This window comes from Litorimonas haliclonae, assembly GCF_965138505.1.
Taxonomy (GTDB): Bacteria; Pseudomonadota; Alphaproteobacteria; order Caulobacterales; family Maricaulaceae; genus Litorimonas; species Litorimonas haliclonae.
Window position 1 is genome coordinate 254,119 of sequence record NZ_CBCSCO010000002.1, and the last position, 23,987, is coordinate 278,105.

At 51.6% G+C, this 23,987-nt stretch carries 25 protein-coding genes; 12 read left to right on the forward strand and 13 right to left on the reverse strand.

Annotated elements, in window-relative coordinates:
• The first annotated feature begins 177 nt into the window (after window positions 1-177).
• Both ACNA05_RS05330 and ACNA05_RS05335 read left to right on the forward strand, forming a co-directional pair.
• Complete coding sequence (locus ACNA05_RS05330; protein ID WP_415810369.1) at window positions 178-987, forward strand: M23 family metallopeptidase; 810 nt, start codon at window positions 178-180, stop codon at window positions 985-987.
• A 6-nt stretch (window positions 988-993) separates the two neighbouring features.
• Window positions 994-1,338 carry a chorismate mutase gene (locus ACNA05_RS05335; protein WP_415810370.1) on the forward strand — a complete coding sequence of 115 codons (345 nt, stop codon included), beginning with the start codon at window positions 994-996 and terminating at the stop codon, window positions 1,336-1,338.
• A gap of 323 nt (window positions 1,339-1,661) precedes the next feature.
• On the opposite strand, the gene ACNA05_RS05340 is transcribed toward ACNA05_RS05335, so the two are convergent.
• Genes ACNA05_RS05340 through ACNA05_RS05360 form a run of 5 tightly spaced genes read right to left on the reverse strand, consistent with a single transcriptional unit; the run spans window position 1,662 to window position 7,401 of the window.
• Entirely contained in the window at window positions 1,662-3,494 is a 1,833-nt protein-coding gene (locus tag ACNA05_RS05340) for a glycoside hydrolase family 9 protein (RefSeq protein ID WP_415810371.1), read from the reverse strand.
• Window positions 3,495-3,510: 16 nt separating this feature from the next.
• Entirely contained in the window at window positions 3,511-4,380 is an 870-nt protein-coding gene (locus ACNA05_RS05345) for a lysophospholipid acyltransferase family protein (protein WP_415810372.1), read from the reverse strand.
• A 26-nt stretch (window positions 4,381-4,406) separates the two neighbouring features.
• Window positions 4,407-5,402 (reverse strand): tetraacyldisaccharide 4'-kinase, encoded by a 996-nt coding sequence (lpxK, locus tag ACNA05_RS05350; protein WP_415810373.1) that lies wholly within the window; start codon window positions 5,400-5,402, stop codon window positions 4,407-4,409.
• On the reverse strand, window positions 5,402-6,649 hold the full coding sequence (locus ACNA05_RS05355) for a 3-deoxy-D-manno-octulosonic acid transferase (RefSeq protein ID WP_415810374.1): 1,248 nt from the start codon (window positions 6,647-6,649) through the stop codon (window positions 5,402-5,404). Before ACNA05_RS05355 ends, lpxK begins: the two co-directional genes overlap by 1 nt.
• Window positions 6,646-7,401 (reverse strand): lysophospholipid acyltransferase family protein, encoded by a 756-nt coding sequence (locus ACNA05_RS05360; protein WP_415810375.1) that lies wholly within the window; start codon window positions 7,399-7,401, stop codon window positions 6,646-6,648. Before ACNA05_RS05360 ends, ACNA05_RS05355 begins: the two co-directional genes overlap by 4 nt.
• Before the next feature lie 27 nt (window positions 7,402-7,428).
• On the opposite strand from ACNA05_RS05360, the gene ACNA05_RS05365 reads away from it, so the two are divergent.
• Window positions 7,429-8,088 (forward strand): fused DSP-PTPase phosphatase/NAD kinase-like protein, encoded by a 660-nt coding sequence (locus tag ACNA05_RS05365; protein WP_415810376.1) that lies wholly within the window; start codon window positions 7,429-7,431, stop codon window positions 8,086-8,088.
• A gap of 84 nt (window positions 8,089-8,172) precedes the next feature.
• Here the strand turns inward: ACNA05_RS05365 and ACNA05_RS05370 are convergent, their stop codons facing one another.
• Window positions 8,173-9,129 carry a hypothetical protein gene (locus ACNA05_RS05370; RefSeq protein WP_415810377.1) on the reverse strand — a complete coding sequence of 319 codons (957 nt, stop codon included), beginning with the start codon at window positions 9,127-9,129 and terminating at the stop codon, window positions 8,173-8,175.
• A 5-nt stretch (window positions 9,130-9,134) separates the two neighbouring features.
• Window positions 9,135-10,100 (reverse strand): DGQHR domain-containing protein, encoded by a 966-nt coding sequence (locus tag ACNA05_RS05375; protein ID WP_415810378.1) that lies wholly within the window; start codon window positions 10,098-10,100, stop codon window positions 9,135-9,137.
• 1,131 nt (window positions 10,101-11,231) lie between these two features.
• Between ACNA05_RS05375 and ACNA05_RS05380 the strand changes: the two genes are divergently transcribed.
• Window positions 11,232-11,984 carry a DUF6065 family protein gene (locus ACNA05_RS05380; RefSeq protein ID WP_415810379.1) on the forward strand — a complete coding sequence of 251 codons (753 nt, stop codon included), beginning with the start codon at window positions 11,232-11,234 and terminating at the stop codon, window positions 11,982-11,984.
• A gap of 58 nt (window positions 11,985-12,042) precedes the next feature.
• Here the strand turns inward: ACNA05_RS05380 and putP are convergent, their stop codons facing one another.
• Genes putP through proC form a run of 3 tightly spaced genes read right to left on the reverse strand, consistent with a single transcriptional unit; the run spans window position 12,043 to window position 15,776 of the window.
• Entirely contained in the window at window positions 12,043-13,605 is a 1,563-nt protein-coding gene (gene putP, locus ACNA05_RS05385) for a sodium/proline symporter PutP (protein ID WP_415810380.1), read from the reverse strand.
• 57 nt (window positions 13,606-13,662) lie between these two features.
• Window positions 13,663-14,925, reverse strand: a complete 1,263-nt coding sequence (locus ACNA05_RS05390) for a glutamate-5-semialdehyde dehydrogenase (RefSeq protein ID WP_415810381.1) — start codon at window positions 14,923-14,925, stop codon at window positions 13,663-13,665.
• Window positions 14,926-14,975: 50 nt separating this feature from the next.
• Window positions 14,976-15,776, reverse strand: coding sequence for a pyrroline-5-carboxylate reductase (proC, locus tag ACNA05_RS05395; RefSeq protein ID WP_415810382.1), 801 nt, complete (start codon window positions 15,774-15,776; stop codon window positions 14,976-14,978).
• 201 nt (window positions 15,777-15,977) lie between these two features.
• Here proC and proB point away from each other — a divergent pair, with 201 nt between their 5' ends.
• Window positions 15,978-17,141, forward strand: a complete 1,164-nt coding sequence (gene proB / locus ACNA05_RS05400; RefSeq protein ID WP_415810383.1) for a glutamate 5-kinase — start codon at window positions 15,978-15,980, stop codon at window positions 17,139-17,141.
• On the opposite strand, the gene ACNA05_RS05405 is transcribed toward proB, so the two are convergent.
• On the reverse strand, window positions 17,138-17,614 hold the full coding sequence (locus ACNA05_RS05405; protein WP_415810384.1) for a MarR family winged helix-turn-helix transcriptional regulator: 477 nt from the start codon (window positions 17,612-17,614) through the stop codon (window positions 17,138-17,140). The two genes, proB and ACNA05_RS05405, sit on opposite strands and share 4 nt — an antisense overlap.
• Window positions 17,615-17,706: 92 nt before the next feature.
• Window positions 17,707-18,744: a sigma 54-interacting transcriptional regulator gene (locus tag ACNA05_RS05410; protein ID WP_415810385.1), complete on the reverse strand. Its 1,038-nt coding sequence runs from the start codon at window positions 18,742-18,744 to the stop codon at window positions 17,707-17,709.
• Window positions 18,745-18,973: 229 nt separating this feature from the next.
• Here ACNA05_RS05410 and ACNA05_RS05415 point away from each other — a divergent pair, with 229 nt between their 5' ends.
• From ACNA05_RS05415 to ACNA05_RS05445, 7 genes are all read left to right on the forward strand, one after another.
• Window positions 18,974-19,132, forward strand: coding sequence for a hypothetical protein (locus tag ACNA05_RS05415; RefSeq protein WP_415810386.1), 159 nt, complete (start codon window positions 18,974-18,976; stop codon window positions 19,130-19,132).
• A 56-nt stretch (window positions 19,133-19,188) separates the two neighbouring features.
• Window positions 19,189-19,338 (forward strand): hypothetical protein, encoded by a 150-nt coding sequence (locus ACNA05_RS05420; protein WP_415810387.1) that lies wholly within the window; start codon window positions 19,189-19,191, stop codon window positions 19,336-19,338.
• Window positions 19,339-19,407: 69 nt separating this feature from the next.
• Window positions 19,408-20,109 carry a phage shock protein PspA gene (pspA, locus tag ACNA05_RS05425; protein WP_415810388.1) on the forward strand — a complete coding sequence of 234 codons (702 nt, stop codon included), beginning with the start codon at window positions 19,408-19,410 and terminating at the stop codon, window positions 20,107-20,109.
• Window positions 20,110-20,212: 103 nt separating this feature from the next.
• Complete coding sequence (pspB, locus tag ACNA05_RS05430) at window positions 20,213-20,449, forward strand: envelope stress response membrane protein PspB (protein WP_415810389.1); 237 nt, start codon at window positions 20,213-20,215, stop codon at window positions 20,447-20,449.
• Complete coding sequence (locus ACNA05_RS05435; protein ID WP_415810390.1) at window positions 20,442-20,909, forward strand: PspC domain-containing protein; 468 nt, start codon at window positions 20,442-20,444, stop codon at window positions 20,907-20,909. The genes pspB and ACNA05_RS05435 overlap by 8 nt, the downstream gene beginning before the upstream one ends.
• A 33-nt stretch (window positions 20,910-20,942) precedes the next feature.
• Window positions 20,943-21,161, forward strand: a complete 219-nt coding sequence (locus tag ACNA05_RS05440) for a hypothetical protein (RefSeq protein ID WP_415810391.1) — start codon at window positions 20,943-20,945, stop codon at window positions 21,159-21,161.
• Between the two features lie 21 nt (window positions 21,162-21,182).
• Window positions 21,183-22,250 carry a GIN domain-containing protein gene (locus tag ACNA05_RS05445; protein WP_415810392.1) on the forward strand — a complete coding sequence of 356 codons (1,068 nt, stop codon included), beginning with the start codon at window positions 21,183-21,185 and terminating at the stop codon, window positions 22,248-22,250.
• Here the strand turns inward: ACNA05_RS05445 and mnmC2 are convergent.
• The gene (gene mnmC2, locus ACNA05_RS05450) at window positions 22,247-23,941 is read right to left on the reverse strand and encodes a tRNA (5-methylaminomethyl-2-thiouridine)(34)-methyltransferase MnmC2 (RefSeq protein ID WP_415810393.1); all 1,695 of its coding nucleotides are present in this window, start codon (window positions 23,939-23,941) and stop codon (window positions 22,247-22,249) included. The two genes, ACNA05_RS05445 and mnmC2, sit on opposite strands and share 4 nt — an antisense overlap.
• Window positions 23,942-23,987: the final 46 nt, after the last annotated feature.

Genomic DNA, 23,987 nt, shown 5'->3' on the forward strand with positions numbered 1-23,987 from the left:
CGGTTCTCTTCTCCCCGCCTGCGGGGGGAAGTCCCTGCAAAGCAGGGGATGGGGGGCAACTCTCGTTTCGGCTCTTCATTTGAAAATCTCCCCCCATCGACTTCCGCTTCGCTCCAGCCACTTCCCCCCGCAAGCGGGGAGAAGAGTATATTGACGATTTTCGCAATGGCAGCTCTTATGGCTTCAGCTCCTGTTTCCTCCCAAACCTCCACACCCCAAACTCCCTCGATCGCCTGCTCCGGCATGGCGCAGCAGGGCGGGCTTATCGTCTGCCGGACCGAGCCAAATGCGAAAGTCAAAATTGCGCGCGGCGAAGACGATTTCTATTTCGAAAATGCGGACGACAACGGCGTTCTCTTTGTCGGCTTTGACCGCGACGAGAGCGATAATTTCGTCGAATATGCGGGCGAGCGGGTCAGTTTCGATCTGTCTCCCCGCGACTATGACACCTCAAAAATCGACGGCCTGCCGTCCAATATGGTCAATGAATATACCGAAGAAGAATTAAAACGTATACGCGCCGCCACCGCCCGTAAAAAAATTGGCTTTGCCTCTCGCCAGGAGGAAATCGGATTTAAAGATGGATTTATCTATCCGATCCAGGCTGATTATATCAAAACTACGAATTTCGGCGCGCAGCGTATTCTAAACGGCGTGCCGAAGCGGCCGCATTACGGCGTAGACCTCGCCGCGCCGAAAGGCACGCCCATTGTCGCGCCCGCGGACGGCATCGTCTCCATGGCGGATGAAGACATGTATTTCGAAGGCTCGCTCCTGCTGATTGATCATGGTCAGGGCCTGATCAGCTATTATCTTCATATGGAAGATATCGTTGTCGAAGACGGACAGCATGTGAAGCAAGGCGAACAGGTTGCGACCGTGGGGACAAAAGGCCGCTCAACGGGGCCGCATTTGTGCTGGCGTTTGAAATGGCGCAATCGTAATCTCGATCCGGAACTCCTCACGGAATGGCCTTCAGAAAGCTGATTGATTATGTCGCCGATAAAATCTGATCCCCATCCGGCCGCGCCGCTCCCTGATGAATGCCAGACCATGACGGATGTCCGCAAGGGCGTAGATAGTCTTGACCGCGAACTCGTGCGCCTTCTGGTTATTCGCCAGGGCTATATGCACGCCGCCGCTCGTATCAAAAAAACTCGCGACGCTGTTTATGACGAAGCGCGGATTGAAGACGTGGTCGCCAAAGTTTTGACCGAAGCAAAAGCGCAGGGCCTGTCCGCCGATATCGCTGAACCCGTCTGGCGGAAATTAATTGAACGCTGCATAGCGCATGAGTTTGACGAATGGGACGCGACGAAAGGCCGGAAAACGGCTTAGTGTTAAATCATGAGATCGTTCTTCTAGTAGAATAAAGCGTTTTTCGAATTAATTGTTACTCCCTCTCCCATGGGGAGAGGGTGCCCGAAGGGCGGGTGAGGGGCTCCAAAACTCTAAATGCGATAGCGCTCGTCCCCTGTAACACCCCAGCCCCTCATCCGTCACTTCGTGACACCTTCTACCCCATGGGAGAAGGAGAAGGTTTGGCTCACCCCTCCACCGCAGTCGGGTAATGACGGGAAAGATTGAAACCCGTCGCTTCCGACGCCAGGCGACTTCGCCATAATTCTGCATTTCATCCCCCGGATAAAATGCTGACCGGACTATGGCTCCGTCGCATCAAGGAAAGCCGCCATCCAGACTAATGGCGCATTCCAATTAATTGTCACCTCGTTCAATGTCCACGCGCCGTGGTCATCGACATAGCAGGTCTGCGCCGCGCAACGCCCTTGAATAGTTTCTGCCACCGGGTCGCTCATATTGTCATTATTCGGCCCGCCGGAGAGGACGCCTGCCGGCGGGGCAGGGCGATCTGAAATTTCAGATTTGGCCCAGAACCGGTGATGCGGGTTCTTGTAAGGCTTATCGCCATAGCCCGTGATATAGCTATAGCCCGTCGGGTTTCGCCCCAGCAGGTAATCCATCAAATCCACGACCCCGTCGCGATATTTTTGCTCACCCGTCAATTGATAGGCCGTGCCGAGAACAATAGCGCGATTGGTCAGCGCGGAATTACTGCCCCAATGATATCTTTCCGAATAATAGGGGAAGTGGAGTTTTTCCTGTGCCGTGTCTAACAGGAAATTATCGGCCGAAGAGATTATTGCATCTTCAGAGACGGGGTTGGTTTGACGAGTTGAGAGTAAAGCTAACAGCTCTGTGTTGTTAAACCCTGGAGCCGTTAGATTATTACTTGGCGCAGGTAGAACAGCTTCCGAGTCAGCCCCAAGGACTTGATTGGTGAGACTATACTCGTATAGGGCCCATTTTTTCTCGTCTAGGAAGTCACTATCCCCGTAAGGTCCGCCCCCATCGAAATTGCTATACCCGAAAATATTTGGGTTTTCTTGAGTTGCGTTGAGGGCTCTCGTTGCGCTTTCAAAACACTGCTGCGAAAACTCAGGATCAATCTCCCGCCAAATCCGCGCGCATTGCGCCCCAATAGCGGCGAGATTTAATGTCGCCCCCGTACTTGGCGGATAGAGATAGCGCGTTTCCTCATCCTCATGCGGCATAATGTTGCCTGTCCAATGTTCGTCATGGACCTTGTGGTGCACCATGCCGGAGGCGTTCACTTCAGTGAGTTTTAAAGGCTCTCCGGCTTCTTGCTTTCCGATAGGCAATTTCATCGTTGTGCCGTGCGGCACCTGCATGGAAAGCATCCATTCGATGTTATATCGCGCCTCGTCGAGCAGGTCGTTCACGCCGTTTCCGGCTTCGGGAATATTGACCTGACCATCGGCAAAACTTTCGCCGAATTGCTCATAGGCATTAAGCAGCGTCCAAGTCGAAATGCCGGCATTGACGACATATTTGCCGTGATCGCCCGCATCATACCACCCGCCCGTCACGTCCAATTTATAATCACATCCCGGCCACTTCGTCCCCCAGAGGTCTTCGCCCTTAAAGCAGGTGACGACTTCATTTCTATGCCCGGCGGGGCGGGTATGTTCCTCGGCGACATAAGGCGTTTCAATCGGCACCCCGGCGCGGGCGTGATAGAAATAGGCGAGCGCGTCATATTTCAGGGATTGATAGAGGTCTTTCGCAATGTCGAAGTCGGGACTATTTGTGCCACGAACGGTCAGATAATATCCGTCTCCGGGCGTATTGAAGTCGGAAAAATCGATTTTATTCAGATGTTGCTGCGCCGTTTCGGAATAGCCGACGGGCTCGGTCACGCCGTCCAGCACGACGTCCCCGTTTTCATTATGGAGCGACCAGGCCGCGGGGCTGTCCAATTCGCCCCGGTAAAAGGCGAGCTTATGGCTCTCAGGCGAAAATCCGTGTTGATTGACATAAATTGGATTGGCATCGGCAAATAAGACAGCGCTGTCATTCGAAGCCGAAAATTTAGACTTTACCTGGTTTTGATCCTGCGCTTTGGCGCCGCATCCTGCCAACATAACCGCGAGCGGTAATAAATAATGACGCATTTCTAACTCCCCAAATTTATGTCTCTGGCCGATAATGTTTTTTTGGCCAACGTCTGTGCACCCAAAACCACTGAGCAGGTTTTTCGCGGACGCGGTCTTCAATAAACTTTGAGACCCTCGTCACGCCGTTTCTTACATCATTGTCTTTATCGCCTGTCCTCGTCAACTCTATCGGAGAATAAAAAGTTACCGTGAAATCCGATCCGTCCCGCGTCACCGCCATAGGCAGGAGGGGGCGTCCGGTTTTAAGGGCGAGCCGCGTTGCCCCCTGCGCGGTCATGGCTTCCGTTCCGAAAAAGGGAATAGATAGCCCCGTATTGAATTTCTGATCGTTTAATATAGCGATGCTCTCGCCGTTATTAAGCGCTTCAAATAATTCCCGCCCCCCTCTATGAGTGGATTTCTGGACCAGGAATTTTGTGCCATAAGCTTCGCGTTTTTCGCGCACGCGTCGGTCAATATGGGGGTTATTTATCTTGCGATAGGTGATCCGCACGGGCAGCCCGGATTGCGTCAGAACGGTCGCCATAACTTCCCAATTCGCGAAATGTCCGGTGACAATAATCGCCGGGGCATTCCCCTTGAGTATATCTAGACCCTCCACCGTGACGCGAGAGCCGTCAAAAGCTTTAATTCGGTGGAGGAGGGGAAATTCAGCAAACGTTCGCCCGACATTATCCCATTGAGCGCGCAGCAGGTTGTTTAATTCCTCATCCGGCATATTCGGGAAAGCGATTTGAAGGCCCGTCTTGGCAATTTTCTGTTTCGAGGTGAGCGGGCCGATTTTTTTGACAACCCATCCCCCCGTCTTTGATATCCAAGAGAACGGAAATAAGTTTAGAAAAAAGCTGACCACATCATAGGCGAAGGCTTCTAATCGCCACATCAGTTTTTGCCCGAACGAGACAGGCATCAAGTTGCGGCGCGGATGATAGGGTGGAGCAATCGGCGAATGGTAAGTTCGTCTTCAAAGACCACTTTAACGGGCCAGGCGTGAATGCCTTTGCGGTAACCTTGGGGCAGGCGGACATGATCTTTTTCTGTCGTCACCAGTGAGGCATCATATTCGCTTGCGAGCAGAAAGAGGCTTTCAATATCGGCATCGTCATAGGGATGATGGTCGGCGAAAGGCACTTCTTCGACAATTTCCCCGCCATGCCGTCGCAGCGCATCGAAAAATTTATTGGGTCGTCCTATTCCCGCAAAGGCGTAAAGTTTACCACGAGGGGGTTCACTTTGCGGAGCGAGATAGGCCGGTATCACGACTTGGCCCTTAAGCTGTTCAGCCAGATGATCGTCTATTTCGTAATCCGGGGTCGGCTTCATCAAGATAACCGCATCGGTTCGCGCGAGGGCGTCTTTCAGGGGCTCGCGCAAGGGCCCAGCCGGGAAAACGCAGCCATTGCCAAATCCGGTTTCTGCATCGACAACTAACAGGGAAAGCGTTTTTGTAAGCTGCGGGTTTTGGTGGCCGTCATCCATGACAATTAATTGCGCGCCGTGACTTCGCGCCGCTCTGGCGCCGTCATCTCGGCCTTCGGATACCCAGACAGGGCCGTGACGGGCGAGCAGAAGCGGTTCGTCGCCGACATCTTTGGAAGTGTGGCGTTCATGCACGGGGATGGGGCCTTTCAGCTGCCCGCCATATCCGCGGGTCAGCCCTACCGCATTTAATTGCATTCGGCGCAGACTCTGGAGCAGGTAAATCACGACCGGCGTCTTGCCCGTTCCGCCCATCGTGGCGTTTCCGACACAGATAACGGGAATGCCGACATCATAGCTCTGCGTGGTTTTGAACCGCCGCCGCACGCCTTTGGTATACAGCCAGGACAGGGGCGAGAGCAGCGTGCGGATCAGCGGGGCGGCGTCGCGTCCGTGGCGGTGGTTCCAGAAATCCGGCGGCTGCATCAGAGCAGCTCCTCAAGCGCGCGGTGGGTGATGTCCAGACTGCCGGACATTTTCGCGGCGATCGCGCTGGCCCGCTTGGTCATTTCTGTAGCTGTGTGTGTGTCGGTGAACATAGTTTTGACTATTTGGGCAAGGTGGCCCCCGTCTTCAACCACTTTAATCGCGCCGGATTGAAGATAGGGTGCGTAAACTTCTTCGAAACTTGTGTAATGCGGCCCTGTCAGGGTCGGGACGGACAGCCGCACAGGTTCCAGCGGATTATGCCCCATCAGCTCCGGCGAAAAGGACCCGCCGACAACCGCGACATCGCCTAGCGCATAAGCCAACCCCATTTCGCCCAGTGTATCGCATAGATAGATATCCGTCTTCGCGCTTGGTTTTTGTCTTTTAGAACGCTGCGCAAAGTTGAGGGTCGGATGCGCGCCGAGGAGCATGCGCGAGCTGGCATCACTTGGGTGGCGGGGAACGAGCACAAGAAGCGCGTCTTTGCCAATCTCTTTCTGCGCCTGGATGAAGACGTCCATTTCCTCGGCGTGGACACTCGCCGCGACCCAGACCGGGCGGTCTCCAATATGTGACTTAAGCGCGCCGCGCTCCGCCGCGTCAAAGCTCAGCGTCGGCGCGTCATATTTCAGATTGCCGACAGAAGAGAGAGGCGCGTCCACAAATTGCGACAGCCCTTGCGCGGTGGGCGCGTCGGCGGGCAGAATTTGGTCAAAACAGCCAAAGACCTGCTTCGCAAACGCCTCCCGCTTCGCCCAGCCCTCAATCGAATGCGCCCCCATCCGCCCATTAATGAGCGCCATGGGGATGCCCGCCTTATGTGTTTGCAGGACGAGGTTCGGCCAGATTTCCGACTCCGCCCAGACGGCCAGATCGGGCTGCCAATGCGCCAAAAACCGCGCCACCATTTGCGGCGCGTCGAACGGCGCGTATTGATGGAACGCGCGCTGGGGCAGTTTCTTCGCCATGAGCTCAGCAGAGGTCACCGTCCCGCTGGTCACCAAGACGGACCGCCCCGGCGTCTCGAGCAGGCGGCGGATCAAAGGCAGCATCATCGTCGTCTCTCCGACAGAGGCGCCGTGCATCCAGATGAGCTCCCCCTTGGGGCGCTTTCGCTCTGTCCGACCATAGCGCTCTGACAGGCGCCTTGCGTCTTCCTTGCCCGCCCGCGCGCGCCGCCGGAGCCAGAGCGGCAGGAACAGCGACAGCCCCCGCATCAACAGCGCATAAAGCCGCGCGGTCATGGGTCTAACTTTCGGGGGGCAGGCTCCACAGGCATATGCCCCAAATCACGATCCGCCCCGGCGAGAAGCTGGTTCATTTCTGTTTCTATGCCGAGGCGAAGGCGCTCTATCTCGGCCTCGTCGGCGTCTGGCCCAACGGTCACAGGGCTGCCCCAGACAATTTTGCCCCGCCCGAACGGCAGAGGCAGGACAAAGCGGTCCCAGCTGTTAAATTGCTTGCGGGATTTCACCGCGAACAGGCACGGCAATATCGGCGCGCCCGTCATCTTGGCCAGGCGCAGCGGCCCTTCGCTCAGCCTTTGCCGGGGCCCGCGCGGCCCGTCCGGCGTGATGACGATACAGCCGCCGCGCTCTATCGCACTGAGAATATCACGGCTGGCCTGCGCGCCCCCTTTTGCCCGGTCGCTCCCGGCTTTTTTGCTCGAGCCGCGAATAGAGCGAAGCCCCAAAAATCGGCAAGTCTGCGCCACAATCGCCCCGTCGCGCGAGCGCGAAATCAGAACATGCGGCAGAGCGTAAGACCGTTTCCACGCGGAATTGAGCATTAAAAACCGCGAATGCCAGGTCAGCGCAATGAGGCCTTCCCCGCCGGAAATGATCGACTCGGCGCGCGCGGCGTGCTCGACCTCCCACCTTGTGGTGTATTTTACGACCACCATATAGGCCGCCACCAGCCCCCCGATCAGGGCCGCAACAGCAGATGAGCGCATCAAGCGTTTGAACACGCGCATCCCTCCTGTTAAGTGCGACATATCGTTTTCTTTTTCGGCTTAGGTCATATGGCGTTAAATCTCAACAATCGGGCTGATAGAAAACGCGCTAATCGCGAAGCGCTCTGGGGCGATCACGGATTTCTGCGGCTTTGGCTCCATAACCACCATCATATCGGCGGCGGCATGCACCGCGCCGTGCAGCCAAATGCCAAGCGCGTGGCCAAGCTCGCCGAGATGGGAATAAAAACCATCATCAACCTACGCGGGGAAAGCCCGAAAGGCTTTTACTGGCTGGAACGCGAAGCCTGCGAAAAACACGGCATCCGCCTCATCGATTTTCGAATGTATAGCCGCGACGTCCATAGCGTCACCCGGCTCAAAGGCGCGCGCGACCTCTTTGGGCGCATAGACTACCCCGCCCTGATGCACTGTAAATCCGGCGCCGACCGCGCGGGAATGATGGCCGTTCTCTATCGGCATTTTGTGATGGGCGACACCATCGCCGAAGCCGTCCATCAGCTCGACCTGAAATACGGCCATATCAAACAGGGCAAGACAGGCATGCTCGACTTCTTCTTCGAAGAGTATCTCGCCTATAACGAACACACCCCGATAGACTTCATGGACTGGGTCGAGGGGGTCTATGATCAGGCTGACGTGAAAGCGCGGTTCAAGGCGGGAAAGGTCGGAAGCGCGGTGACGGAAGGGGTGCTTAGGCGGGAGTAGGGCGGCGTCCAAAGGCAGGAAATATAAAAGGTTGTTTAAAGTTTGGGGCCAGAGACAAAAGATATAAGACAGAGCTTTGGGCTACTATGACTGAATTAGCTTTGCTTCATTAAGTTGCCTTTTTAGCCTACTCAGGTTTGCTGTTGGTTCTTTAACTCTGTCCACGTTAAAATTTAATACGTTGAAGAATAATTGAATTACCAAAAGAGCACTTTCTACCATATAGTCTAAATCTGTATTTACAGCACTTGCGCTGGATGAAGACTTCAAAAAAGTATTTAATCGACCAATTAAATGCGAGTGAAAACTTTTTGCGTTTTTTTTACTAGGGTGCCAGATTCCATACTCCTGTTTGTAGTTCACATCATTACGAAACGTCGACATCCAACCAGCGTTTCTCTGTCCGTCCCTCCTATTTTCGACGTGCCTTTGGATGCTGTCTAGGTGTGCGATAAGTGATGCTTTGGTTTGATTGGAACCATTTGACTGATTAACTTTGAGAGGCAGTTCTTTAAGTAAATTTACATATGTTTTCCAGGTATCTTGATGGGATTCCTTTAGCCTAGCGAATGAAACCTCGGATTTTGAGGGTGACGAAACATGGTAAAGTGATTTGCTGCGCAAGATGTCCTCCTCTACAATACCGTAAATATTCCTCATTTTTTGATATTCGAGAATCGCACCAGAACTTAAATATGTACAGGATTGCCCAAACAAGCGCAGCGTACTATTGGCAGCAAAAAAAGACGCGTAATATAGTTTAATTAAGCCCCATGGCGCTGCTCCGGATATGTATTTATGGTTACGAATTAAAGATATGGTTTCTATACTAGCGCTTCCTAGACGCGCTATCTCGTTGGCGAAAACTATGTCTAGATCATCCTGGGTTTCAGAAAGTATTGGTTCGCCGTCTTCGATTCTGATTTTATAATTTTTGTTCGCTAACCATCCGTTTATTCCAAACTGTTTTTCTTTCTCTGTGACCGTGAAGGCGCTCAGCCTAGATAGAGACGAAAGGAGAAATAACTCGTCTGCTGTCATGGATGTTAAAGAGTAAAACCAGAGTTTAACGTGCTTTCAAAATGCTCAAGAAGTGGTTTGTAGGCGGTAGTTGTTTCATTTATTTTTGAAAGTCTAACTGCTCCACTTACGGGCATCAGAATGTTTCTGAAGTTTGCTTCGGTATAAATCGCCCCATACTTATTTTTTAGGTTAGCCGCGACACTCAAAAAGAACCCACAAATCGCTCTGAATACTTGCGGTTTGAAAAACTTGTCTTTTGTTTTTTCAGTGGTTAGCACAACTTCATAAAATGCATTTAGATAATTTCGAAGGATTACGGCAACCTCGTCAGGCGTTTTATCGCCAAATATTGAAACTAAATTTTTAGTGGCTTGATTAAAAGTGGTTCTTGTTATTTTGCCTTGTGATTTTTTCGCGGGTGACAATCTATTATAGAGAATACCGTCTTGGTCTTCTTTCAAGGCGTCGAATATCTCTCGTAAGAAACTTTCGAGATCGTTCTCATACTCCGCCATTCTTTTTATATCTAGGAGTAATTCTGGCGGGACACCTTTCTGTTTAGAGTTTATATCTATAAATAGGCGGCTTTCATCGGTTTTAGATAAATTATGATAAACTATCACCGGAACCCGAAATGCCTTTTTGGCGAGGCGAAACCCAAATACTCTATGTTGCCCATCGATTATAAGAAATGCTTTTTTTATATCTCTAAAAGTTATAGATTTTGAACGCGAATTGTATTCCAAGTTAGCGTCTTCTTGCGCCGATAAAATTATTGAGCTTGGAACAGTTCCGAGCCCTTGATCAATGTAATTTGCGATCTCACTAGCTCTATTTTTATCAAGCTCGCGTTGAAAGCCTTCCTCAGGGTCTTCTTCTCTATTCACAACGAAACAAGTTCTGGAAAGAATATCGCTTTCCATTGTAAATGAATAGAATTGATGTTTTCCTTGGCGAACCAAGCTCACGGTACCAATGCTTATAGTCATACAGCCTCACCAATGCTTATAGTCATACAGCCTCTGAATGTTCTAAGAGACATTGAAGCAAGGTATCGGGTAAGGCAATAATTTTTTCGTTTCGTCTCGAGAGAGCTAGCAAAAAGCTCCTGACTTGTGGATTCATCCTGATCAGAAATACTTCTTACGCATTGTTTTTCCTCTTAAAGTACTTTTCTAATCCGCACTTTCGATTTTGCCCTTATATTTATTAAGTTGTTTAGTCGAAGCGGTGCTTCGGCTTTGCAATTTTGGTTCGGGCCGGACATCGATTCACTAGATCGATGTCTGTCTCGGCCAAACTAAAATTGTTCTTCCGGGCACAGGACAGGTGAGACGTCATCACTGGTTCGGGGGACGGCGAGGTTGAGCATCTGCCTGTTGACGCGGGCGGACTGTGCCGGGCCACCGAGAACGCGTTAGCCTGCCTACCGCGCCCAGAAGCTGCAAACGGCTTCGTCCCGGCGTGACTGTGGGAGCCATGTAAGAGGCCGTTCCGGTTCCAATCGCTGCCGCGGGGCTCGGGCCTTTGCGAAACGTTATCTATATTCGGTCTCCGGCAGGGGGCCGACCCCGCGGGCTGTCCTATTTTAATGGAAACCGTGAGAAGGCTCCGCACTGGATTGCGAGTGGGAGGAAAAGCGTGGGCGATTCATACTTTTATTTTCTGTCATTCCGCACAAGGCCGATAGGCCGCAGATGCGGGCGCTCTGCGTACCCACAAGGGGCAAGGCCGAGAGGTTGTGAAATTCACTGGCAGAGGCTCCCAACCTCTCGATCTTCCGGGTTCGCTTCGCGCCCCGGAATGACAGGAAAAGTGGGCGATCCTCACCCATGTCATACCGACGCGACCCTCGGCAATCGCGTCGCGACATTTCATGTCGCTTAGGCTCATACCCGGTATAAGTACCTTGTCGGTTCAGCGAAAAACGTCTTCTAAGGATCAAGACGCCAAGCCTAAGGCACTTGCACCGGGCAGGGTTGGCCTGCGTCGGTGTGACGAAGGAATAAGAAAAGTTGGTGGCATCCTTACTAACCCCGCTTTGCGGGGCGTCGTGCGGATGGGTTGTTGACTTATCATGATGAAATGGTCTGATAACATTTAAAGCAAAAGGACGGATTATGAGCGAGCTATTTCTGGATTGTTACAAGATCATGGACCCCGCGCCGGAAATTATTGCCGGGCGGTCGCGGCGGGCGTGGATGGACGGGTTTCCCGATCGCCATGCCTATCGCTGCCTGCCGCTGACCATGGCCAATTCGACCGGGTGGGAATTGCTCTGCCCCTTTGACGTCACGCTGGAATGGGATGGCGGGCCGAGCGCCGACGCGCTCAAGGTCACGGGCAATGGGCCGCCCGACATGATCAAGGGGTTCGCTCTGTCGCATTTTACTATGGGCATCATCACCTTTTACACCGGACATCTTTTCCGCACGCCGCCGGGCTGGGCCGTGCTCTGTAGCGGGCCGCCCAATCAGCCGAAACACGGCATCGGGCCGCTCTCGGCCCTCGTCGAGACGGATTGGCTGCCCTATCCCTTCACCATGAACTGGCAAATGACCGCGCCGGGGAAGGTGAGTTTTAAAAAGGGCGAGCCGTTCTGTTTTATCACATTGATCCCGCATCACGAGCTGGAGTCCATTCAGCCGCGGATCAAGGATATGGAGTCGGACTTTAAACTCAAACGCGATTTCAAGGATTGGCAGAGCTCGCGGTCGGAGTTTCTGGAACGCCTTGAAAAACGCGAAGGCAAGGCTGTGGCTGAAAAATGGCAGCGTCTCTATATGCGCGGGGAAATGGCCAGCGGCGAAAAGGGTCCGCCCTCGCATCTGACCAAGCGGCGATTGAAAAATCCGAAACCGGAAGAGGCGTAAGCATTAAAAAAGCCGGACGCTTTCGCCTCCGGCTTTGATAATTTAAGGGGACGCGCCGTTAGGCAGACGGATTTAATTCGTCCTCGAGCGTGTCTTCCATCTCAACAAAGCCGAGCTCGACCTTGGGTTTGACGTCGCGGCCATAGAGACTGACCAGCACCGCCGCGACGCTCGCAATGATAAAGCCGGGCACGATTTCATAGAGGTTCGCCGACAGGCTTTGTCCGCCAATCTCGACCGGCAGATAGAGCCAGAGGAGCACCGTTACCGCGCCGGCAATCATTCCGGCCAGCGCGCCGTCCCGGGTCATGCCGCGCCAGTAAAGGCTGAGCAGCAGGACCGGGCCAAAGGCGGCGCCAAATCCGGCCCAGGCGTTGGACACAAGGGAGAGAATATTGCTGGAGCGATCAAAGGCGAGCATAATCGCCACGAGCGAGACGAGGATCGTCGCGACCCGTCCGACCAGAACCAATTCTTTCTGGCTCGCATTTCGGCGGGCAAAGGTCTTGTAGAGATCTTCGGTCAGAGAGCTGGAAGAGACCAGAAGCTGAGAGGAGATGGTACTCATAATCGCCGCCAAAATCGCCGCCAGCAGGAAGCCGGAAATCAGCGGGTGGAAGAGCACTTGGCTCAGCAGAATGAAAATCGTCTCGGGGTCGAGCAGCGTTTCCTGCAGGTTATTTTCCTGGACATAAGCGACGCCCATATAACCAACCAGCACGGCGCCAATGACGGCAATCGTCATCCACGTCATGCCAATCCAGCGGGCAATAGCGATATCCTTAACCGTGCGAATGGCCATGAACCGGACAATAATATGCGGCTGACCGAAATATCCCAGCCCCCAGGACAAAAGAGATATGAGGCCGAGGAAGGTCATATCATCCGTCCACCAGGAGAAGAATTGATCCCGCGCCGGTCCCGACGAGCCGTCCATATTAATGGCCGGGCCTGCCTGTGCGATACTGGCCTCTGCCCCGCTTAGTCCGCCAATACTGAAAAAGGCGATAATAGGCACCATAATCAGGGCCAGGAACATGATACAGCCCTGAACGAAGTCCGTTAGGCTAACCGCCAGAAAACCGCCAATGACGGTATAGGCAAGGACAACGCCTGCCGTGAGGAAGAGTCCGTAGAAATAATTCAGGCCAAAGGCGCTCTCGAATAATTTACCGCCCGCCACAATGCCGGCAGAGGTATAGAGCGTGAAGAAAATAACAATAACAAGGGCGGAGATAATACGGAGCGCATGGGATTTGTCATTAAATCGGTTCTCGAAAAAGTCTGGAATGGTAATCGAATCATTCGCCATTTCCGTATAAAGACGAAGACGCGGCGCCAGGAATTTATAATTTAAATACGCCCCGATGGTCAGGCCTACCGCAATCCAGGCAGCGCTAATGCCGCCGACATAGACGGCGCCGGGCAGCCCCATCAGCATCCACCCGCTCATATCCGAGGCGCCGGCAGACAGAGCCCCCACGGCCGGATGGAGCTTCCGTCCACCCAGCATATATTCCGAAACGTCACTGGTTGAATTTTTATAGGCGTATAATCCGATCGCCATCATTAGGACGAAATAGGCCCCAAGCGAGATCATCTCGTAAAATTCAATTCCCATATGAAGTAACCCAGCCTCTAAAATTCAATTATGCGCGGACGATAAAATCGCAAGATATTACGGACGCGTCTGCCCACTACCATGAACAAGATATTTGAAGCTTGTCAATTGCTCGAGACCCACAGGCCCCCGGGCGTGCATTTTACCCGTCGCAATCCCGATCTCTGCGCCCATACCGAATTCACCGCCATCAGAGAATTGCGTAGAGGCGTTATGCATGACGACCGCGCTGTCTATCGCGCGAAGGAAATTCTCTGCCGTTGCGTTGTCTTCGGTGATAATCGCGTCTGTGTGGCCTGATGAATGCTCAGAAACCCAGCGGATAGCCTCATTGGCGTCATCCACCAGCTTGATGGAGGCAATCGTATCGAGATATTCTGTTGACCAATCTTCTTCCGTCGCGGCTTTAAGGCGAGAGTCGATTTTGACAGATTCTTCATCGCCGCGAAGTTCGCAGCCCTGCATCTTGTCGATCAGCTTCGGGATAACGTCTTTGGCAATGGAGCGGTCAATAACGATGCTCTCCGTCGCGCCGCAAACGCCCGTGCGGCGCAATTTGGCGTTATTGACGATTTCAATGGCTTTTGCGATGTCCGCATCTTTGTGGATGTAGCTGTGGCAATTCCCGTCTAGATGCAGAAGTGTCGGGACTTTTGATTCGTTGCGTACAAGTTCGACCAGGCCCCGCCCGCCGCGCGGAATGACCAAGTCGACATATTCATCCGCCTGTAAAAGTGCTGTGACGGCGTCTCGGTCAGTGGTGCCGACAGTTTGTACCACATGTTCAGGGAGGCCTGCTTTGGCCAGTCCAGTTTGCATAGCCTCGACAATGATAGCTGTAGAATTCAGGCTTTCAGATCCGCCGCGTAAAATCACGGCGTTCCCGGATTTAAGGCAGAGCGCGCTGGCATCCGCGCCGACATTTGGCCGAGATTCGTAAATCATTCCGATCACGCCAATGGGAACGGCGACGCGTTCAATATTTAAACCATTTGGGCGGTCAAAATTTGCGAGCCTGCGTCCGACAGGATCAGGTAGCTCCGCGATTTGTTCCAGAGCACTTGCTATGCCCTCAATGCGGTCTTCGGTGAGTTTGAGTCGATCAATAAAAGAGTCAGGTTTTTTGCCTGCGACGCTCTCCACGTCTTTTTTATTAGCGGCGAGTAGGTCACTCATCCGGGCGCGTAGCGCGGCCGCAGATTGTTTAAGGGCTTCGTTTTTTTGCTTGGTAGAGGCAAGTGAAAGGGCCATAGCGGCTTTTTTAGCTTGTTGTCCAAGCCTATTAATATGTTCTGTCACGTCAATATTCGTGGTCGTCATTAAAAATGTCCTGTTTAAAAATTATCGGAATTAAGTTTAGGCAGGTTATTCTATCTAAGTTCAACTGCGCGATTATAGGCGGCGTCGACAGTCTCTTTTAACTTCCTTGTCACAGTACCGTCTTGGTTCAGGGCGTTAAGCCCGGCTTCGGTCGTCCCGTTTTTGCTCGTCACATTATTGCGTAAAGTTTCCAGCGTCTCATTAGAACCTTGAGCCATCTCAATTGTTCCAAGAATTGTTCCCAAAACTAGGTCGCGGGCCTGTTCATTAGAGAAACCCAAGGACTCGGCGGCTTCGACGTAAGTCCTGGCGAATTCGAAGACATAACCGGGGCCGCTTCCAGCCACGGCGGTAATGCGGTCAAGGCCGTCCTCACTGTCGACCCAAACGCTCGTGCCGGCAAGCTCCATCATATCTTCCAGAAGGTCGCGGTAAGTTTGGGACACATTCTCCATCGCGAAAAGACCGGCAACGCCTTTCCCGATCATAGAAGGAAGGTTCGGCATAATACGCGCAATGCGATCCGTCTCCATGACTTCTCCAAGACCTGTCGCGGAAAATCCGGCTGCCATAGATAAGACCAGCCCGTCTTTATTCAAACGTTTTGAATAAGAGGGGAGGACTTTTTCGATGAGTTGTGGTTTGATGGCAACGATGATTAAATCGAACATTTCGTTTTTCAACGCATCTTGGTCTTTGAGCAGCCGCGCGCCCTCAGGCAAGCTCTCGGCCATGGGGTCCACAACCGTAAAGTCGAGCTTATCCGACTTGATCCACTGTTCCAGTAAGGCACCGCCCATTTTGCCGCAACCTACCATTAATACTTTATGAGATGTCTGTTTAGTAACCATTGAAATTATATAGGGGCGATATTATTTGTGTTCAAACAAAATATACGTCATTCGCTGTAAATGAAGGGCTACAATTCTTAAGCTCAAATATTTGAGGCTAGAAATTTAGAGCTATAAATATAACACAAAGTCATTTGTGTTCGAACTAATTCATATTTTTGTGCGTTAGTTTAAATCGCACAGAAAAATAAGGAGGCGCATTTGCCCATAAGTAAACGCATCGTTGTAAAAGTAGGGTCAAGCCTGCTCGCGAACCCGGATCTTTTAACTCCACGATGGGCTTTTATTCAAAGGCTCTTGGAGGATTTCAGACTCTTGCGGGATCAAGGCTATGACATCATTCTTTGTTCGTCCGGTTCTGTGGCTCTTGGTCTTAAAATGATTGGCGAAACGCCTGAGACGGCGGGACTTCGCGATAAGCAAGCTGCCGCAGCGTGTGGTATGCCGCTTCTGCTGAACGCGTATAAACAAGTCGGAACTGAATATAGGTTTGATATCGCTCAGGTCCTGGTCACGCTCCGGGACATGGAGGAGCGCAAGCGTTTCTTGAACACGAAGAACACAATTGATCGTCTGCTAGATGCTGAAGTCATTCCGATTGTGAATGAAAACGACTCTATCACCACCGAAGAAATTCGAGTGGGGGATAATGACCGTTTGGCCGCCAAGGTCGCGCAGATGGTGCAGGCCGACCATTTGGTCATTCTCACATGCATTGATGGTCTATATGACAAAAACCCGGAAGAGCCGGGGGCAAAACTTGTCGAGGAGGTTGAAGACGTGAGTCAGTATCTGGCTGTCACTACCGGGACCAGCGACCTAGGCTCCGGCGGGATGCTGACCAAGATGCAGGCAGCCAATATGGCGCAAAATGCAGGTTGCGTGACCCTTATCGCCAATGGTGAGCATGATAGCCCTGTGTCCTCTGTCTTGTTTAACAAGCGGGAGCATACGCGCTGCTTAGCTCATACGGAACCTGCCTCTGCTTGGGCGGCGTGGCTTACGGACCGGCTGCAAATGGCCGGGAGTATCGTTGTTTCGTCAGATATTGTTGACGCCTTTGAGAAGGAAAAGATGTCTATTCTTCGCGAGCATGTGCAGTCGATTCAGGGGCCTTACGTAAAAGGTGACGTCATTCACATTTATAGCGAGGACGGTGAAGAGATTGCCCGCGGTTTGAGTAATTTCTCTTCTGAAGAAACAATGGTGCTCACTCGAAATATGAATATGCCTCCAGAGCAGTTGCTTGGGTACAAGACTCGGGGGACGATTGTCGGCAAAGACAATCTTGTCCGTCTGGAGGAGCATCACCTCCAGTGGGATAGTCCGGAAGACTCAGCTAGTGTAAATGCGTCTTCCAGTTAAATGTCTTGAGTGAGGTCGCCGACTTCTAAAATAGGGGCGGCATCAATCTCCTCTGCATTCATCATTGCTGCCAGGCGCTGCAATGATGATAAAAGTAGCGTCTGCTCCCAACGATCTAGACCCTCAAATTGCTTAGTGAAATTTTCCTGTAAAAGGGGTGGCGCATTTTTCAGACGGCCTTCACCCTCGGTTGTTAAATAGATATTGATGACGCGGCGGTCAGTCTCGCTTTTTTCGCGCCTGACCAGCTCCGCCTTGGACAGTCTATCGACAATGGAGGTGACGGTAGCTTGGGAGAGGTAAACTTCTTTCGCGATATCAGAAGGTTTCTTGGGTTCGCGGGCGGAGAGAGTCTGCAAAACAAGAAACTGCGGCGCCGTAAGCCCGGCTGATTTCACCAATCGTTTTGAGCTCATATCAATGGCCCGTGTGATTTGTCTGATGGCAATAAGTAAGTCGTTCTGTGTAGACATATCTGTGGGTGTCCCGGTTTTAGCTTAAAAAGCAACCCGGCGCGGTGTGTTTTCTCAATTTCGTTCTTTTGAGTTTGGCGGTGTTTGAAATCCTATTTTTTCAAGCCATGCTTCCGTAAAAGGCCTCTGAATTGATGATAGGTCAGGTCGAGATAATCTGCAGCCTTGCCTTGATGGTGGTCGTTCAAAGACAGAGCCTCATCAATTAAGCGTCGTTCAAAGGTGAAAACCCGTTTTTCAAATCCTGCTTCGGGACCGGGTTTGTGGGTGTTGTCAATTATACTAGAAGTATTTGGTGCATGAACTGCGTCCGACGCAGAATTACTACTCGAATTAAGCGCTATGGCCCAGTCCGGACCTATAAATGGATCCATCTGAAGGTCGGCGACGGGTTGGGTCAAACTTTCGTCTTTTAAAAAGCTGCCCGCTACGCTGCGCTCTACCACATTTTTGAGCTCTCGCACATTGCCCGGCCAGGGCTGGTTCTCTAGGAAGGCCATCGCTTCTGGCGAAAAGCCGGGAAATCGGTCTGCGCCCAAATCACTCGTTATCCGTTTTCCGAACAGATCGGAAAGGGGCTGAACATCTTCGGGGCGTATGCGCAGAGGGGGCAGGTGAACAACGTCGAAAGAAAGCCGGTCCAGTAAATCCGATTGAAATGTCCCGGCCTTTACGCCGTCTCGTAGGTCTTGTCCGCTGGCCGTCAGGATGCGGACATCTACCTCTTGGCTTTCTGTTTCGAGCCCAGCCTCAAACTGCCCATATTCAATGGCGCGCAAGAGTTTTTCCTGAAGCCGTAAACTTGTTCGGTCTATATTATCTAAAAAGAGGGTGCCGGTGTCGGCAGCGTAAAAACGGCCGTTAGTTTCCTCCCGGCCATCTAAAAAGGACTGACCAAAAAGCTCCTTGTCCAGCATCTCGTCTGTGAAAGCGGCGCAATTGACCCGAATGTAAGGTTGCTCCCATCGCGGAGACAAGAAATGTAGCCTGGAGGCAATAAGTTCTTTCCCGGTTCCGCGCTCCCCAAGGATTAAAACGGGTTTTTCCAGCGCTGCTGCGTCCGACACTTTGTCCAAAAGGGCGTAGAATATATTCGACCGTCCGATCGGTTGCTGAGAAATGGCGCTCATAAGAGAGTATAACTGGTAAAATAAGCTAAATCAATAGGCTAAATATTAGTAAAAATAGCTAATTTATTTATCGGTAAAAAACAAGAAACTTAAAAAATTCAATAAAAGCAATGACTTAAAAAAATTCGACAAAGGCTGAGGATTTATCCATATTGAGTTTGTCGGCGGCATACATCGTCGCAAACGAAAAAACCTCAAACCCGAGGTCAAAATTGAAAGAGAGAGAAAGATGACCTTCCGCACTTTAGACATAGACACAGCTTCTGAGTCACCAGACGCCGCCACAGCGATGTCTTCAGCCCCCGCCCGTAGCAGCCGTTCACGCCGTTACAATGCAGTGATGAGCCATCGGAATGTTGGCAGCCGCCTTGTCGGACTGGGATTTTAGAGAGGTCTCTAAAGAGACGCTCCGCCCCATAAACCGCACAACGAAAGGATAAACACATGAACGACTATAGAACAGAAAGTTACCGTCAGGACGGCGAAAGCTGGCAGCGCAAAGGCGCCCGCTTCGTCCGCTACCTGACGAGCCGTAAAGCCGAAACATGGTATTTCTTTATTGCCGGTTTCATCATTGCCGCGGTTTTCGCTTAAACCGCAACTTTTAACCCCAACCCCACATTTGGGCCGTCTGGCCCGAGAACTTAGTTTTAGGAGACGAAAATGGGAATTTTTTCACGCATGGGTGACATCATCAATTCAAACCTGAATGCGATGATCGACAAAGCAGAAGATCCGGAAAAGATCGCACGCTTAATCATTCAAGAGATGGAAGATACTTTAATCGAGGTGCGCACAGACGCCGCCCGCAACATCGCAGAGCGCAAGGAGCTTTCTCGCAAAGCCGAGGAATATTCCGACCGCGCTGGGGAATGGGGCGCCAAAGCGGAACTCGCTTTGTCTAAAGACCGCGAAGACCTGGCTAGAGGAGCGCTGAGTGCCAAGCAGCAAGCCGAAGCTATGGCCGAAGTCGTCAAAAAAGAGATGAAAATTCTCGACGAAGCGGTTGAGAAGGCAGACTCTGATCTGTCCAAACTTCAGACCAAGTTGGACGAAGCCAAAGCGAAACATAAAGCGCTTATGATGCGCGGAAATGTGGCTCGCGGCCAAATCAAAATGCGCACGGTCTTGAAAGACTCCAAAGTCGAAGACGCGCTCGCCCGTTATCAGCGGATGGAACGCAAAGTCGACGATCTGGAAGCTCAGGTCGAAAGCTATGACCTCGGTGCCGGCCAGTCTTTGGAAAGTCAATTTGCTGAACTTGAAGCCAATGACGCCGTTGAAGATGAGCTAAGCGCTCTGAAAGAACGTCTCGGTGGTAAAAAAGCGGCTAATAAAGAGACGAAAAACAAAAAGGCAAGCTAAGATAAGCTTGCCCTAGCGTCCGGGCGGTGAATATACGCTCATTCCCTTCGAACTGGTGAGCTTCCAGCCGCCCGGACATCAAACGAATAGAGAGAGAAACACAATGGAGGATGAATTGGCCCTTTTAATTCCAATTATTGCTATCCTCATGCCGGTCTTCATTATCTGGACTGTCATGTATTTTAAGCATCAGGATAAAAAGCTTCACCAGATGAGCGGCGATGAAATCGCTGAACTGGAGCAAATGTCCAAAGTCGCTGATATTCTGGACCAACGCGTTGCCGTCTTGGAACGCATTCTGGATGATGAAGTGCCAAAATGGAGAGAAAAAAATGACTAAGAGCAAGTATAGGAACAAAACGCACCGCATGCTCAACGACATGAACTGGGACGGAACTGAAGACGGATATAAGTACCAAGGTCCGAAGAGGCTTCGCCGGAACAAAATAGATGGCGTTTTTGGCGGGGTCTGTGCCGGGATAGGTGATTATCTAGGATTGGATCATACGATAGTACGGGTTTTATTCGTCCTGTCTGTTATTTTCTTAAGTTTTCCACTTCTCGCTTACGTCCTGCTTTGGATATTTATTCCGAAGGACGTGCGCGCTCCCTATCACCGCGCGTATCGGCAAACTAGACGGGCTTATCGTGAGTCCCCTTCCATGCCGGCTCGGACAACGACGTTCAAAGACGTCCGATCTAAATTCAGATCGCTTGAGGAACGGATGCAGGGATTAGAGAAATCCATCACATCCAAAGAGTGGAAGCTACGCCGCGATTTCCGCGACCTAGAATCCTAAACTGAAACTGATTGACCATAGGAGGACAGGGTCATGATTAAGACAACACTCGCAATTACCGCTCTCTTGGCTACGGGTACAACCCTACCGCCCGTCCAAGAGATACAGCCGGTCAGAGGCGCAACCCTCTCGGTTTCACAGTTTAATCTTGATTGGGGCAAGGATGGTTTGGAAGCCACATTGGCAGAAAAATCTGATTTCGCTCTGACGCTTAAACTTCGCGGCGATCACGCCGTAACGCTGAAATTTTAAATTCGAATTAGAGAGAGCCTAATGTCAAACCGTCACAAGATTAATGTTATAAAGAGCGCAATCTTTGCGCTCCCTCTTTTAGGCTTGGCAGCGCCTGCCGCTCTAGCAGATCAACCGACCGAGCTTGTTATTCAAGACTTTATTGGGTCTATAAATTGGTCGAATGGCGGCGAGAATTTGGAAGTATCAGACCGAAAAAACGCACGAAGTTTAGACGTATCTACAGAGAATAATATTACGACATTTGACGGCGGCGTGAAAGACTTAGACGGCGATAAATGTGAGAGCCTAAATGGGTCTTACGACCTTAGTTTTTTCGGCAAAAAGAACAAAGGTACATTCGGCGGTTATGAGGACTTAGAGGATTACCCCAGCCTGACGCTTAGCCTTCCCGCCGATACAAAATTGACTGTCAAAAACTCAATTATATTTACGCAGGGACAGCCAAACCTTCGCGCGGCTGAATTGGATTTGACGCATTGCGGCAAAATGAATTTGGGGAACGTAACCGAGGACTTACAAGTTGAAGGAAGAGGCGCCGCCGACCTCACCTTCGAAAATGCCGCGTCTTTAACGAGTACAATGTCTGGATCTGGCGATATCAAAGCCAGCGACATAGGTTTCGTAAGCGCCAAAAGCCATGGTTCCGGGGACCTCGAAATTAGACAAGCCGGAGATGTGGACATCAAAACCGCGGGCTCCGGGGACGTCGAAATAGAAACGATTACAGGCTCCGCGATTATTGAAACATCTGGTTCGGGGGATTACGAAATTGGTTTGGTCGCAGGGTCACTAGACTACCGGAGTTCCGGGTCAGGTGATTTAGATCTTGAGCGAATTGGCGGGCAGGGCCAAAACCGCGCTGGATTGAAAAGTAGTGGAAGCGGCGATATTTATATCGGCGGGGGAGAGATTTTTGAACTGTTCATTACCGTCTCCGGCGCCGCAGATGCGGAAATCAATGCGGTTGTGCAAGACGCTGTCGCGAAAGCTTCCGGCGCGGCTGACATCTATATTGATACCGTTAAAGGCTCTTTGAAAAAGTCGACGTCTGGAGCGTCTGACATTGACGTCGACCGCCGCGGTTAATTAAATAAACGACTGGCGGAGAATTTCTCCCAGACTCTTTGTTCAATCGGCAGGGGTTCGCCCAGATAATCTGAAATAATCGCTTCGGCAAGCAAGGGGGCAAAGACGAACCCTCTTGATCCCAGCCCAGTTAAGACCCGGATGCCCGTTCGGGTTTTTCCTATAGCGGGAAGGGTGTCGGATGTTGTGACGCGGACACTGGCTCGCGACGGCGTCTCTGAAGGGTTAGGCTTTAATCCAAGGTGAGTTTCAAACTGTTCCAGATTCTTCCGGTCGTTCTCGTCTTTAAGATCGAACGGATTCTCAGCTGGCACTAACCTGTCATGTGTGGCGCCTATCAGAAGTTCATCTTTCACATTCAACGCATACCCGCCATAACTGACGGCTCCTTGAAAATCTGAATGGCTTTGCGCCCAACTTAGTTGTCCGCGGGAATATCGCAGCGGCCAATCGGGTAACAAAGCGTGAATTCCATACCCAGGCGCTAGAAAAACGGGGGTTCTCCCGACCGGTAATTCTTCCAGTTTCTTAGCTTCGTAATCCACATTAGATAATATCGATTGTTTAAACCCGAGAGGGTCAATAGCGAGCGCCTGAGGCAGAAACAAAGCGCCATTTGCACTTTCAGTGATATGGTCGTCGGGTAAAGGGTTTTGCGACAGAAGTTTCAGATACCGCGCTTTCTCTTTCTTATTCTTCCCGCGGTGTTCAACCCCCTGTGTGAGGCTAAACCCTTGGTAAAACTCAAGAGCATAAAGATAGCTGCTGAGAAAAAAGCGGCTTTCGGGACGATCCTGTAAATCAAAACGGGGTTTGATTAGCGCCGCCGCATTTCCACTCGCGGCAATATGGTCCGGATCTTCAATCACTTTCGGCACAATACCCCGCCGAATAAAACCTTGAGCCAGTGAAAGCCCGCCAATTCCCGCGCCGATAATCATGGGTTGAGGGGAATCGTTCTTGGGAAAGCCTCTCCCCAGCCCAGGAAGATACGCTTCCAGGCGATGTCTTTTCCGGCCAAACCCTTCTTTGCGCTCTACGTCGAAACCGGCGTCTGTCAGCGCCCGCCTGACGGACCCTGCCACGGTGAAACTCGCCAAGCGCGCCCCGGCAGCAGACAGGCTCGCAAGTTTGTTCATCACGTCTGCTGACCACATATCCGGATTTTTGGAGGGGCTGAACCCGTCCAGAAACCAGGCATTGGCCTGCATATTCATGGACTCCAAAGCCGGAACTATATCATCATGGACAAGCGTGAGGCTGACATCTCCAAAATGTAGACGATGGAGGCCGCGAACGCGTCCAGGCCATTGCTTAAGTAATGTTTCTGCTTTTCCGGCCAGCTCCGGCCAAGCCGAAAGGGCTTGGGACAGAGTATCTTTGTCAAAAGGATATTTTTCGACGGAGACGAAATGAAGGCGTCCATCCTTTGGTTTAGTTTTCTCCCACAATTGCCAGGTGGCAAGGAAGTTGAGGCCGGATCCAAACCCAAGCTCTGCAATTGTAAAACACTTTGTCTCTTGCCAGCCTTTCGGTAGACCGCAGCCGCCGAGAAAAACAGTGCGAGTCTCGTCTAATCCACCGTCAGTTGAAAAGTATATATCGCCAAAATCAGGGGCGGCTGGCGTTCCGGGTCGGCTCCAGTCCAGGTTCGGCGGCGGACAGAGTGTGAGCGGGCGAGGGGCGGGCATAAGACGATATATCCTTCTGGCGCGCTCATGTCATCCATATGGCAAA